Raw genomic sequence first — 12,744 nt, 5'->3', positions numbered from 1 at the left:
TCTCTCCGCGAGTTCAACTCGCGCTTGAGTCCGCGGAAACAACCCCTCATCCGGCGCTTCGCGCCACCTTCTCCCACAAGGGGAGAAGGAAGAAAGCCGCGCCTTACGCCGCCACCTCTTCACCGAGATACGACACCGCCGCCTCGAGCCCGCCCTTGCCGTGCGGGATCTTCAGCGCGTTCAGCGCGATCTCGACCACCCCCAGCGTGCCGAGCAGCATCGGTGCATTGACATGGCCCATATGGGCGATGCGGAAGGCTTGTCCGGAGAGGTCGCCGATCCCGGTGCCGAGCACGACGCCGCACTTCTCCTTGCAATAGCGTTGCAGCACTGCGGGATCATGGCCGTTGCTCATGGTCACCGTGGTCACGGTGTTGGAGCGCTCGCTGGCTTCCGCAATGTTGAAGCCGAGCACCTGGCCTTCCGACCATGCACCGACCGCACGCCGTGCGGCCTCTCCAAGCAGGCTGTGGCGGCGGAAGGCGTTTTCGAGTCCTTCCTCGTGCAGCATGTCGATCGCCTTGCGCAGCGCGAACAACAGGTGCACCGGCGCGGTGCCGGCATATTTGCGATAATTCTCGGTGCCCTCGCGCTCGCTCCAGCTCCAATAGGGCGTGCTCAAATTGGCCTTCTTCTGCGCTTCGAGCGCGCGCGCATTCGCCGCGACGAAGCCGAGGCCGGGCGGCGTCATCAGACCCTTCTGCGAGCCGGACATCGCGACGTCGACGCCCCATTTGTCCATCTCGAACGGCATGCAGCCGAGCGAGGCCACGGTGTCGACCATGTACAGCGCGGGATGGCCGCTCGCCTTGATCGCCTTGCCGATCGCCTCGATGTCGTTCTGCACGCCTGAGGCCGTATCGACCTGGACGACGACGACGGCCTTGATCTTGTGCTCCTTGTCGCGGCGCAGGCGCTCCTCGACCTCGCTCGGCCGCACCGCGCGGCGCCAGTCGCCCTTGAGCACCTCGACCTCGGCGCCCATCAGGGCGGCGGCGTTGCCCCAGCCGATCGCGAAGCGACCGCTCTCCAGCACCAGCATCTTGTCGCCGCGCGACAAAACGTTGCTCAAAGCGGCTTCCCAGGCGCCATGACCGTTGGCGATATAGATGTAGGACTTGCCCTTGGTCGCGAACAGCTTGGAGATGTCTGCGAGCAGGGTATCAGTCAGCTCGTGCATCTCCTTGGAGTAGATGTCGATCGCCGGACGATGCATCGCCCGCAGCACCTCGTCAGGCATCGTGGTGGGCCCGGGGATGGCCAGAAATTCCCGGCCCGCGCGAACGGTCATTGCTCTTGGTCCTTGTTGCTTGAGAACAGGATGGTGGGTCGCTGAGTCCTGCTTTTACGCGGCGCTGGGAGCCAAGAAAAGCGCCTAAAACGCAGGCCAGACGGCCTCTAACGCTTTGTCTCCCGACAACCGGCCGCTTCGGCCTCTTCTACCGAGCAGAACCAGCGGGTGCCCTTGCTGATCCGCATCTTGATCTGGGTGTACCAGCGGCTGGTCGGCTGGTGATAGATGCACTCGCCGGCGCTGTTGACATTGCCCTTGATGGTGCAGTCCGGCGAGGGCGCGACGGGCCCCGAGGCGGAGGCGAGCAGCACCGAATGGGCACCCTCCGGCGGCTTGGTGGCGCCCAATATCGTCGTCTTCTTGTTGCGCACGCGCCAGTCCCAGGGCGCGATGAAGGCGCCCTGCCACATGCCGGCCTTGGCTTCGCGCGCGGCGGCTTCGTCGGGTTCGTAATCTTTGGAGACGCGGGTGTAGGCCAGCGCCCAGCCGCTCCGCACCAGCCATTTCTGGATGTCCTCGCCGCCGACCTCGCAGCGCGCCACGGTGCGGCCGCGCCGGTCGATCGCGCGGGTATGGCACACCCAGTTCTTGCCCTCGGTATATTTGGCGAGCTCGTCGCGCGCGGCGATGCCGCAGGTCCAGCGCTCGCTCTTGGTGTTGAGGCAGAGCTGGTCGGACGACGGCGCGTCGATGCCGCCGAGCCGGATCCGCGTGGTGCCGATCACGACGGAATCGCCGTCGCGCACCTTTGCCGTGCCGGTGATGTCGGCGGCCTCAGCCAGCGACGGCAGGGTGAGCAAAGACAGCAAAATCAGGAATTTTCGCAACATGCCGATCCGCGTGTTCAGGACAATCTCGATAAGCCGCGCAATTGTGGTCGGCTTTTGTCCGCCCGGCCAGCTTATGCCTAACGGACAGGCTTTCAACTTCCCGTCATTGGCGATGGCTTCTCCGCTCTCGTGTCCCGGACGCGGTGCGGCGCCTGCTGCGCAGAGCCGGGACCCACAACATCGCGGGCGAGCTTTTGGCGACATGGGCCCCGGCTCAGCAGCGCACCGCTGAAGGAGCGCTGCGCTGCGTCCGGCGCACGAGACCACCTACCCCCGGCCCTGCATCGCCCGCTTGGCCACCGCCAGGCCCATCAGCACAAACGCCGACGTCACCTCGGGCCCGCCCACCAGAATCCGCGTCGGTGTCTTCATCTTGTTCCATTCATAGGCGCGAAACGGGCCGCGGCGGCCGCCTTCGCCGAGGCTGGCGACGATGACATTCAGCGCCGGGGCGAAGGCGCGCGGGTCGGCGCCAAGATGGCCGAGTGCGATCAGCGCCAGTGCGGCGTCGAACACGTTCATCTCGGCCGCCATCAGCTCGCCCTTGACGTAGGAGAGCACGCGGTGGCGGATGAAATCGAAATCGCCATTGGGATCGATCGCGGCCTGCGCCGCCAGCGGCAGCGCCAGGAAGGCCGCATAGCAGCGGCCGAAATAGGCGCTGTAGAGCTCGGGCAGATAGTAGATGTGCGAGCGCGGATTGGCGAAGGCGCCACTCGCCGCCAGGCGCTTCTGGAAGCCGATGATGCGATGGACGGTCGCCAGCCGCGCCGGTGTTTCCAGAATCTTCCAGCGCGCGAGGTTGCGAAAGCTGACCTCGAGAATGTCGAGATTGAGCGTCGGATCGAGATCGTTGCCGTAGGGACGCTCGCCCCTCAGATTATCGATCCAGGTCGCAACCCCGCCCTCATAGTCGATATTGTCGTTGAGCGGCACGGTGACGCGCGGTTCGTTGACGCCCGCCTGCACCTGATAGCTCGCGTAGAAATCCAGCAGCGGCTGATCGATGATCGGATCGGTGCAGCCGGCCTGCGTCGCCGCCGAGATCGAACAGGCGGTGGTGTCGCAATCCGGCACATAGATGCCGAAGCCGAGATCCTGCTTGATCTGCGCGAAGAAGCGGGAAAAGCGCGGATGCGGCGCCGGCGCCAGTGCGGTGATGACGTTGAAGCGCGCGCCGTCCAGGCCCTCGACCTCCTCGCGGCTGATGTTGACGCAGAAATCGACCATGTCGGCGACCGCGCGCTCCGCTGCAATCTTGTCGGCGGGCGAAGCAAGCCCGGTCTCGGCATAGCTCAGCAGCGCCTCGATGAAGAACGCATCGTAATAGGCCGAGCGGTGGCGGATCTGCACCGGCTCCCACATCGGCTCGGCGATGCCGGTCCAGGGCGGATTGACCACGGCGCGTGCCGGCGAACGCGCGATGAAGACGCGGGCGAGGTTGAACAGCAGCGAGGAGTTCTTGTAGCCGCGGGCATTCAGCCCGGTGAGCGCCATGATCAGCTCGCGGCCGCGGACGTCAGGATCGCCGATCAGATTGAACGCGGCGTAGGTCGGCAGAAAGCCGTTCTTGCGGTAGGAGCCGAGCAGGTGCTGCGCGCAGTCGCGGATCACGCCGTCGATCTGCGATTGCTGTGGCATGGCGCCGGTGAATATGGCCGGCGGCGGCTTCGGATGGTCGAGCGCGATGCTGTCGACGAGATCGGCGACGGGCTGGCCGACCGCGGCCCAGTCAGGCTCGGCCTCGTCGCGCGCGCGCGCCAGCGCCTCGCGCAGCCGGGTCAGTTTCCCGTCGTCGCGCAGCTCGGGCAGGCCGGCGCGCCGGAGCAGTATCCGCAGTGCGGGATTGCCGAGGGCGGTCTTGTAGAATTTGGCCAGATGCGGATCGCCGCCGGCCGTCCCCGACAATACGGGATCGCAGACCTCATAAAGCGAGGGGCCGTCCTTGCGCGCCGTCAGCGCCCGGCAGGCAGCGCCGGCAAAATAATGAAAGCTCATGAAATACCTGGTCGCGGGGCCTTGGTCGGGGGCCGGCCGGCACGCTCCCAGCTGCGCACCACCCCCGCAAGTCTTTGAAAAAGCTACCCGGATTCGCAGGAAATACAAATGTGATAGCGGTCACAGAAAAAGCCGGCACGGAGGCTGCATGATCAAGCCCCGGAAGGCTACGGGGGTATAAAAAATGCATGCATCAAGTTCGGAGAATTAACTAATATATTCAGCTGCTTAGCTCAAATTTAGGGCAATCTATTGCCGGGAAGGCGATATCCGGTTAAGGGTTTGTTTGGTGCGGCGCCGCAAATTGCGCGCAGTTCGGGGGCACATCCCCGGCCAATCCCTCAAACCTGAAGACGCTATCGCGCTACTCAAACTGTGTGCGCGCGCTTGGCTGGTCTTTGGCACTGACAGGAATGAAGCGAGATGAATGTAACGCAGCTCGACATTTCCCGACGCACGATCGCGGTGGCCGCAGCCCTCATCGGCACGGTCTCGCTCGTGATCGGTGCCCATGCTGCCCTCAACATGCGCGCGCTCGATGCCGCCAAGGCTGTTACGACCGACCAGGTCACCGGCTCGATCGGCCAGACCTCGCGCCTCGCCCTCGTCATCGGCAATGGACATTACCCCGACGCCAGCGCGCCGCTGACGCAGTCGATCAACGACGCCCGCGCGCTGTCCTCGACCCTGCGCAAGAGCGGCTTTGACGTCGACATGGTGGAAGACGCGACCAGGGACGACATGGTCCGCGCCGTCAACCGCCTGAAGTCGCGGATCAAGCGCGACACCGTCGTCATGCTGTTCTTCGGCGGCTTCGGCGTGCAGGCCGGCCGCGAGAGCTACATGCTGCCGGTCGATGCCGCGATCTGGAAGGAAAACGACGTCCGCCGCCAGGGCGTCTCCATCGAGGGCGTGCTCAACATGATGAAGGAGCAGGGCGCCAAGGCCAAGCTCGTCGTCGTCGATGCGTCCCGTCGTAACCCCTACGAGCGCCGCTTCCGCTCCTACAGCCACGGCCTCGCGCCGATCAGCGCGCCGGACAATGCGCTGATCCTCTCCTCGGCCTCGCCCGGCAAGGTCGTCGACGACGGCAAGGGCGAGCACAGCGTGCTGGTCAGCGAGCTCATCGGCAACATCAATGCGCAGGGCAGCGCCGAAAGCGTCTTCAACAAGACCCGCGTCGCCATCTCCCGCGCCTCCGAAGGCGACCAGGTCCCGACCGTGTCGTCGTCGCTGCTCGAGGACGTGAATTTCGATCAGGCCGGCGGTTAGGTTTCCCTAATTCGGCAAGTCTCGTGCCCCGGACGCGGCGCATCATGCAATGATGCGACGCTGAGCCGGGGCCCATTTTTTTCGTCATGCTGAGTGGCATTGTGGGTCCCGGCTCTGCGCAGCAGCGTTGCACGCTGCAGCGCGTCCGGGACAAGAGACCTACTTCGCCGCTTCCGCAGCCATCACCGGTCGCACCGGATCGCCTTCACGCAACAGCGCGCCGGCGCGGGCGACGACGACGTCGCCTTCGTTGAGGCCGTCGCGGACCTCGATATTGCCGCCCGACATCAATCCGATCTCGACACGCTTGGTCTCGACGCGGTTGCGGCGGATCACCTGCACCACGGTGCCGGCGGATGAATATTGCACCGAGGTCAGGGGCACCGCGACGTTGCAGCTCTGGCCGGTCTTGATCAGCGCGCGCCCGCTCGCGTTCAGCAGCAGCCGCTTCTGCGAGGAGATGCCGATATAGACCAAGCCCTGCTGGATGTTCGGCTCCACGGTCGGCCCGATGCGGCGGACCTTGCCGTCGATGTCGCCGGCGCCGGCGATGCGCACGGTCGTCGGCTGGCTGACCGCGAGCTTCCTCACGTCGCTGGTCGCCACCAGGGCCACGAGATCATATTCGCTGCGCGCCACGATCGTGAACAGCGCCTCGCCCTTGGCCGAGGCGAGGTTGCCGATCTGCGCGGTCGAGGTGGCGATCACGCCCGCCACGGGCGCCGTCACCTGAAGCGTGCCGCCTTCGGGCAGCGCGAGCCGCGCCAGCACCTGGCCGGCCGTGGTGGTCTCGCCGGCTTCCGCCAGCACCTCGGTGACCTTCAGGCCCGGACGCTCGGGCCGCACCGAGGTCTCCTCGCGCGCGATGATGCTGCCGGTGGCCTCGACGATGTCGGAGAAGCAGGATTTTGCGACTTTCAGCACCGTGACCGCCGGTCCCTTGGGCGCGTCGTCTTCGGCGGCGTACGCGAGTGGAGCGGACAGCAGCAGCAGTCCGGTCAGCGCAACAAGCTTTTGGGAAAGGGAACGCGCGGGCAATGGACGCATCGGTCATTCCGGTTGGGGCCTTGACGGCCTCATCGATAGCAGAAGCGCTTGCTGCGGGCCATGGTCCGGCCGGATGAGAATGACGCAGCAGCGCGGGCGGCGCGATGCTGCCCGTTGAATTAGTCGCTGCAAAGACGAAGAGGTTCGCCGCTCTCACCTTCCCCCTCCAGGAGAGGTAAAGAAGCGAGCCCTCACGGCAGGTTCAAGAACTCCACCCAGTTCGGCTTCTTGCCGGTGGGGTAGGATTTCAGCTTGGCGAGCGCGCCGCTGCTCGGGTCGATCCCGTAGACCGTCATGCCGTCGGAGAGCTCGCCGACCGCGGCGAGGTAGCGTCCGGAGGGGTCGATGTTGAAGCCGCGCGGCTGCTTCTCGGTCGGCACGCTGCCGATCGTGGTCAGCTTGCCGCTATCGGCGTCGACCTTGTACGCGGTGAGCGTGTTGGTGGTGCGCTCGGAGGCGTAGAGGAAGCGGCCGTCCGGAGTGATGTGGATGTCAGCGGCCCAAGGCTTTCCGTTGAAACCTTCGGGCAGTGCGGTGGTGCGCTGGATCTCGGTCCATGCGCCGCTCTTGGCTTCATAGCCGAACGCCGCGACATCGCCGTTCAGCTCGTGGATCAGATAGACGAACCTGCCATTGGGGTGGAACACGAAGTGCCGCGGCCCGGATTTCTCCGGCACCTTGGTCGCCGGCGGGTCGCTCGGCGTCAGCGTGCCGGAAGCGGCATCGAACGCAAAGCTCAGCACCTGGTCGGAGCCGAGATTGGTCGCGAACACGAAGCGATTGTCGGGTGAGGGCAGGAAGGCGTGGGCGTTCAGCCCGGTCGGAATCACCTGCTTCGGCTCGGCGACGACGCCGCTGGCTTGAAGCGGATTCAGTGCGACCTTGTTGCCGCCATAGGAAGCGCTGAACAGCACCTTGCCGCCGCGATCGGTTGCGATGTTCGCCATGCTGTCGGCGAGCGGCCCGTTGCCGATGGGACTGAGCTGGCCTGTCTTGGGGTCGATCGCAAAGCTCACCGCCAGGAACGGCTGCGAGCGAACACCGGCAATCAGGACGCGGTGGTCGGGCGTGATCGCGAGTGGTGTCGAGGAACCCGGCTTTTCGACACCGGTGAAGGCGGCCGTCTGCACCGGCGTCATCTCGCCGCTCTCGGCCAGCTTGAACACGCTGATGTCGTTGCTGTCGGCGTTGCCGACATAGGCGAAGATCTCGGCCATGCCGGCGCGGACTCCCGAAATGAGGGTGAGAAAGGCGAGGGTGGTGGCGATTGCAGCGCGTGGCGCGATGCGGCTGGTCGGTCTCATGGGCTCCTCCTTGGGCCGTGCGGTATTGTTATTTTGTCGCAGAGGATAGCGGCAGGCGCGTCACCGCACCAAATTCCAATTGAGATCGATCGATGCTGAAATCGTATCGGTAGCAAAGCGTTTCGAGCGAAGTGGATGCCCGGTTCGCGTCAACACGAATCTACCGCACCGCGGCCGTCAGGTCGCGGGAGGGCAGATGCAGGCCGGCCGGCCGTTCCGGCGGCCCGAGCACGGTCCAAACGGCGACGGCGAGCAGCGCCGAGGTCAGGATGGTCCAGGCGACTAACCGTTTCCGCATCAGGCCAAATCCGTCCGTCAATTGAATGCGCCGGGGCGCGACAACGATCGTGCACTGCAACCGGCGGCGATCCTATGAAGTCGTTCACAGCTGAAGGCCGGCGGGGCCTGGGACGTCGTGGCAAAGCGCCACAGCGGTTAAACCGATCGCAAGGTCTCGCTGACAAACTTGATTAGCGTTGCGCTTCGCCTGCTCAAGCCGCAGGCCCCGGCCAGAAGATCACTCGGGAACGGCAAGCCTTCTCCCGCCGTTACCCCCGGTCTCGCGGGCGGAGGACACCGAAACGGAGGCTGGCACGTGTTTTGGATTTGTTGGAACACCGCTTGGTCGCTGATCATCAGCGGCATCATGTTCACCACCATCGTCACGCATCCCGACGCCGAGTTCGCCGAGATCCGGGCGGCGAGGCAGGCGAAATGAGCGTTCCCGTCGCCTGAGATCTCCGTAGTTCAACTGATCCTGGCTCGCCCGCCGCGGGCCGGGACGCATGTGGTGAACCAAATCTTAGGGGCGGACCGGTATATTTCTGCATCTTTTCCCGCAGGATCCGGCGCTCTCATGGCATTGTTCGGCAATCCCTCCATTCGCTCCGTTCTCGGCGCCATTATCGGCGTGCTTGGCCTGTTCCTGGTCGGGCAGCTGGCGACGGGTCTCTTCGGGGCCATTGAGCGCAACGGCGCCGCGCAAAAGGTCGATCGCTTCGCCAGCACCGACCAGCAGCTGTTTGCGACCCTGCTCGGCTTCCGGCTCGAACGCGGCACCTTCCTGTCGGCGCTGGTCGCGGACGCGCCGGCCAATGCCAATGCCGACAATCGCATCGCCACCAACCGGCAGTTGTCCGAGGCCGCCTACAAGAGCGTGCTCGAGCGCCTCGATGGCGTGTCCGATTCTCGCCTGGCCGGCGCCCTCGGCAAGCTCGTCGCGATCCATGACGCGCTCGTGCCGCTGCGACCCAAGGCGGAAACCGCCATCCACCAGGCCAAGGCGGAGCGCGATGCGAAGGTCGGCGACGAGTTCCGCAAAGCCGCGCAGGACTATCTCGATGCCATTCTGGCGCTGACGTTCGAGCTCGAGAACGCGCTCAAGCTCACCGATCCCGTGGTCGATCATCTGCTCGGCGTCAAACAGTCGGCCTGGGCCGCACGTAATTTCGGTGGCCTCGTCGCCATCCGCCTCGAAGCCGCGGCCGCGAGCGGCAAGCCCTGGAGCACCGCCGACATGGTCGGCGCCGCCGAGGATACCGGCCGCGCCTGGCAGGCCTGGAGCCAGGTGCTGGATATCGGTGGCCGTGCCGACGCCCCGGCGAGCCTCGTCGACGTGATCGCCCGCTCGAAGCAGGGCGAGGCCGCCGCCATGACCGAGCGCCAGCAGGGCTTCATCAAGGCGCTGAGCAGCAACCAGACCATCGACATCAAGATCGAGGATCTGTCGAAGCTCAACACCGCCATTCTCGGCTACAGCGTCGAGGCCGGCCAGGTCGCGCTTGCCGAAATGGTCGCCCGCGCCGGGCAGCAGATGATTTCGGCGAAATGGAGCCTGGCGCTCAATGGCGGCATGATGCTGGTCGCGCTCGCCATCACATTGTTCGGCTTCATCCTGGTGAATCGCCGCGTCAGCGCACCGATCCGCAAGCTGACGCAGGCGATGCGCTCCCTCGCCGAGCGAGACTATGCGATCGAGCTCGCCGGAATCGAGCGCGGCGACGAGATCGGCGAAATGTCGCGCGCGGTGTCCGTGTTCAGGGAGAACATGATCACCGGTGATCGCCTCGCCGAGGAGAAGGCTGCGGAGCAGGGCCGGAAAGAGCGGCGCCAGCTCGCTGTCGAGCGGCTGATCGAGCAGTTCGAGAAGACCGTCACGGAATCGCTGCACACGCTGGCCTCGGCCTCGGGCGAGCTGAACGCGACCGCGCAGTCGATGTCGTCGACCGCCGAGCAGGGCTCTTCCAAGGCGGCCTCGGTCGCAAGCCTCTCGGGCGACGCCTCCTCCAATGTGCAGACGGTTGCCGCCGCCACGGAAGAGCTCTCGGCCTCGATCACCGAAATCAGCCGCCAGGTCGCTGAATCCTCCAGCATTGCCGGCGCCGCCTCGGCCGAAGCCGATCGCACCAATGCCGAGGTGCAGGCGCTGGCCGATGCCGCGCAGCGCATCGGCGACGTCGTCGCGCTGATCACCGGCATTGCCGAGCAGACCAATCTGCTCGCGCTCAACGCCACCATCGAGGCGGCGCGCGCCGGCGAGGCCGGTCGCGGCTTCGCGGTGGTCGCATCCGAGGTGAAGAACCTGGCCACGCAGACCGCGAAGGCGACCGAGGAGATCACCGGCCAGGTCGCCGCGATCCAGGGCGCGACCCAGTCGTCGGTGACCGCGATCCAGTCGATCGGCACCACCATCCAGCGCGTCAACGAGATCGCGGCCGCGATCGCCGCGGCCGTCGAGCAGCAGGGCGCCGCGACACGCGAGATCGCACGCAACGTGCAGCAGGCCTCGCAAGGCACCAACGAGGTCTCGCGGCACATCTCCGGCGTCTCGCAAGCGGCCGGGCAGACCGGTGCTGCCGCCGGCGAGGTGCTGGATTCAGCCAAGATGCTGGCGCGGCTGTCGGACGATCTCAAGCGCGACGTCGACCGCTTCGTCGGCGACCTCCGGGCGGCGTAAGGCAATCGCCGGATCCGTGGGCCGGTCAAAGCGGCCGCCGTAGCTCGAAGAGCGAAGGCGGAAGCGTGCCCACCATGTCTAGATGGTGGGCACGGCGCGCGAAGGGCGCGCCTTTGCCGACTCTATGACTGCGCTCCGCTCTCGTGCCCCGGACGCTGCGCAGCACGAAGTGATGCGCTGCAGAGCCGGGGCCCATGCCGAGGTATCCTGGGTCCCGGTTCAGCAGCGCATCGTTGCACGCTGCGCTGCGCCCGGGACACGAGAGCCCAGCCGATCACTGCATGATCGCCGCCGCGATCTTCTCCGCCGACATCAGCACCGGAAAATTGGTGTTGGCGCATGGCACCACCGGGAAGATCGAGGCGTCGACGACGCGCAGGCCCTGGATGCCCTTGACCCGGCCCTGGTTGTCCACCACCGCCATCGGATCGCTGGCCAAGCCCATGCGGCATGAGCAGGAGGCGTGCCATACGCCGATGGTCGCCTTGCGCACGAAGGCTTCCAGCGCCTCGTCGTCGTTCATCACCTGGTCGAAGGTGAAACCTTCGACGACGAAATTGTCGATCATGTAGTGGCGCAGCGCTGCCGGTCCGTCCATCATCGCCGCGGCGATCTTGGTCAGAATCCTGTTCTTGGTGTTGACCACGCCGATCTTGCGGACCTTGTCGGTATAGGCGGCCGGGAACGGCTTGTCCGTCACCGCCTTGACCACGTCGCTCATCTGCACCGCCGCCATCTTGCGGAAGCCGCTCATCAGGCGATCGAGATCGCGCCGGTCGGACAGCAGATTGAACTCGACGATCGGCTCGGCCGCGGGATCGCGCGAGGCGAGCTTGACCTGTCCGGTCTCGGAATAGGTCTTGTTGACGAAGGTCAGCAGCGAGCCGATCTGCTCGCCGACCGCATGCCAGGCCGACTTGCTGAGCAGCACGACGAACATGTCGCCCTTCGGCACGCCCGCGAGGCCCGACGAATAGCGCAGGCCCAGCTGCATGTGGCGCCTGGTGTGCTCGTTCATGCGCGCACCGCGGCGGACAAAGGACGACAGCGAGATCGAGGGATGATCCATCAGGCGCTGGCCGACGCCCGGCAGCCCCATCAGCACGGGAATGCCCAAGTCCTTGAGGTGACCGACCGGGCCGATGCCGGCGCGCAAGAGATGCGCCGGCGAATGGATGGCGCCGCTGGAGAGAATGATCTCGCGTCCGCGGAATTCCTGCTCCCGGCCATCGACAACAGCCTTCACGCCGACGCATTGCGTGCCTTCGAACAGCAGCTCTCGCACTTGCGTGTTGGTGGAGATCGTCAGATTGGCGCGCTGGCGCGTGTCGCGATCAAGATAGCCCATCGCGGCCGAGACGCGCTGCTCTGATTGATTGGAGTGCGTCACCGGGAAATAGCCGTCGACGAATTCGCCGTTCTGGTCCGCCACGAAGGGATGGCCGGCCTGCTGGAAGGCCTCGGCGAAGGCCTGCGAATGCCGCGTCCAGTGCTCCCGCGGAATCCGGCGAACCGGAATCCGGCCGTCCTTGCCGTGATACGGGCCGTCGAAATCGAGGTCGCGCTCGACCTTCTTGAAAAACGGCAGCACGTCGTTCCAGGTCCAGCCCTCGGCGCCGCGCGCGTCCCATTCGTCGTAGTCGGTCGGTGCGCCGCGGTTGGCCATCTGGCCGTTGATCGACGAGCCGCCGCCCAGCACGCGCGCCTGCTCGTATTTGCGCAAAGGAGGCCGCGCTTCGTTCGGATTGTTGTGGCTGACGACCTGCGTCGTGACCTTCAATTCCGTCCAGTGAAAACGCGGATCGAAATAGGCCGTGCCCGGATAGCTGTCCCTGATTTCGGCGGGCTCGTTGCCCGGTGGTGTGTCCTGTCCGGCTTCGCAGAGCAGGACTTTGTTGGCGCTCCTGGCGGAGAGCCGGTGGGCCAGCACGGACCCCGCCGAGCCGCCGCCCACGATAATGGTGTCGTACACGATTGGCGTTTCCTCTTGTTCTTGTCGCAAGAGGGTAGCGTGGTTTTATCGTGAGGTCACGTCGAAGCCCG

The 12,744-nt window shown here is 65.6% G+C and carries 10 protein-coding genes; 3 read left to right on the top strand and 7 right to left on the bottom strand.

The features are described from left to right. Positions 1–103 precede the first annotated feature (103 nt). The 3 genes from AC1RR3_RS33580 to AC1RR3_RS33570 all read right to left on the bottom strand — a co-directional run bounded on the left by AC1RR3_RS33580 (position 104) and on the right by AC1RR3_RS33570 (position 4,122). Positions 104–1,291: a pyridoxal-phosphate-dependent aminotransferase family protein gene (locus AC1RR3_RS33580; RefSeq protein WP_492828762.1), complete on the bottom strand. Its 1,188-nt coding sequence runs from the start codon at positions 1,289–1,291 to the stop codon at positions 104–106. A gap of 107 nt (positions 1,292–1,398) precedes the next feature. Beyond that, complete coding sequence (locus AC1RR3_RS33575) at positions 1,399–2,124, bottom strand: thermonuclease family protein (RefSeq protein ID WP_492828760.1); 726 nt, start codon at positions 2,122–2,124, stop codon at positions 1,399–1,401. 267 nt (positions 2,125–2,391) lie between these two features. After that, positions 2,392–4,122: a hypothetical protein gene (locus tag AC1RR3_RS33570; RefSeq protein ID WP_492828758.1), complete on the bottom strand. Its 1,731-nt coding sequence runs from the start codon at positions 4,120–4,122 to the stop codon at positions 2,392–2,394. A 423-nt stretch (positions 4,123–4,545) separates the two neighbouring features. On the opposite strand from AC1RR3_RS33570, the gene AC1RR3_RS33565 reads away from it, so the two are divergent. Further along, positions 4,546–5,394, top strand: a complete 849-nt coding sequence (locus AC1RR3_RS33565; protein WP_492828757.1) for a caspase family protein — start codon at positions 4,546–4,548, stop codon at positions 5,392–5,394. 159 nt (positions 5,395–5,553) lie between these two features. On the opposite strand, the gene AC1RR3_RS33560 is transcribed toward AC1RR3_RS33565, so the two are convergent. The 3 genes from AC1RR3_RS33560 to AC1RR3_RS33550 all read right to left on the bottom strand — a co-directional run bounded on the left by AC1RR3_RS33560 (position 5,554) and on the right by AC1RR3_RS33550 (position 8,043). Further along, positions 5,554–6,441, bottom strand: coding sequence for an efflux RND transporter periplasmic adaptor subunit (locus AC1RR3_RS33560; protein WP_492828755.1), 888 nt, complete (start codon positions 6,439–6,441; stop codon positions 5,554–5,556). A 191-nt stretch (positions 6,442–6,632) separates the two neighbouring features. Then, positions 6,633–7,745 carry a lactonase family protein gene (locus AC1RR3_RS33555; protein ID WP_492828753.1) on the bottom strand — a complete coding sequence of 371 codons (1,113 nt, stop codon included), beginning with the start codon at positions 7,743–7,745 and terminating at the stop codon, positions 6,633–6,635. Between the two features lie 160 nt (positions 7,746–7,905). After that, positions 7,906–8,043 (bottom strand): hypothetical protein, encoded by a 138-nt coding sequence (locus AC1RR3_RS33550; protein WP_492828751.1) that lies wholly within the window; start codon positions 8,041–8,043, stop codon positions 7,906–7,908. A 297-nt stretch (positions 8,044–8,340) separates the two neighbouring features. Here AC1RR3_RS33550 and AC1RR3_RS33545 point away from each other — a divergent pair, with 297 nt between their 5' ends. After that, positions 8,341–8,463, top strand: coding sequence for a hypothetical protein (locus tag AC1RR3_RS33545; protein ID WP_492828750.1), 123 nt, complete (start codon positions 8,341–8,343; stop codon positions 8,461–8,463). 138 nt (positions 8,464–8,601) lie between these two features. Next, positions 8,602–10,701, top strand: coding sequence for a methyl-accepting chemotaxis protein (locus AC1RR3_RS33540; protein WP_492828749.1), 2,100 nt, complete (start codon positions 8,602–8,604; stop codon positions 10,699–10,701). Between the two features lie 274 nt (positions 10,702–10,975). Here AC1RR3_RS33540 and AC1RR3_RS33535 read toward each other — a convergent pair whose 3' ends face one another. Continuing rightward, the gene (locus AC1RR3_RS33535; RefSeq protein ID WP_492828747.1) at positions 10,976–12,673 is read right to left on the bottom strand and encodes a GMC family oxidoreductase; all 1,698 of its coding nucleotides are present in this window, start codon (positions 12,671–12,673) and stop codon (positions 10,976–10,978) included. Between the last annotated feature and the right edge of the window lie 71 nt (positions 12,674–12,744).

The sequence above is a fragment of the Bradyrhizobium sp. GW821-FHT13H05 genome (genome assembly GCF_058804065.1).
Note: the sequence above shows the minus strand (reverse complement) of the source record. Positions and strands in the feature narration are given on the sequence as shown.

Bases quoted from the DNA above. Each gene is read 5' to 3' on its own strand.
- AC1RR3_RS33580 (WP_492828762.1), bottom strand. From the start codon at position 1,291: ATGACCGTTCGCGCGGGCCGGGAATTTCTGGCCATCCCCGGGCCCACC.
- AC1RR3_RS33575 (WP_492828760.1), bottom strand. From the start codon at position 2,124: ATGTTGCGAAAATTCCTGATTTTGCTGTCTTTGCTCACCCTGCCGTCG.
- AC1RR3_RS33570 (WP_492828758.1), bottom strand. From the start codon at position 4,122: ATGAGCTTTCATTATTTTGCCGGCGCTGCCTGCCGGGCGCTGACGGCG.
- AC1RR3_RS33565 (WP_492828757.1), top strand. From the start codon at position 4,546: ATGAATGTAACGCAGCTCGACATTTCCCGACGCACGATCGCGGTGGCC.
- AC1RR3_RS33560 (WP_492828755.1), bottom strand. From the start codon at position 6,441: ATGCGTCCATTGCCCGCGCGTTCCCTTTCCCAAAAGCTTGTTGCGCTG.
- AC1RR3_RS33555 (WP_492828753.1), bottom strand. From the start codon at position 7,745: ATGAGACCGACCAGCCGCATCGCGCCACGCGCTGCAATCGCCACCACC.
- AC1RR3_RS33550 (WP_492828751.1), bottom strand. From the start codon at position 8,043: ATGCGGAAACGGTTAGTCGCCTGGACCATCCTGACCTCGGCGCTGCTC.
- AC1RR3_RS33540 (WP_492828749.1), top strand. From the start codon at position 8,602: ATGGCATTGTTCGGCAATCCCTCCATTCGCTCCGTTCTCGGCGCCATT.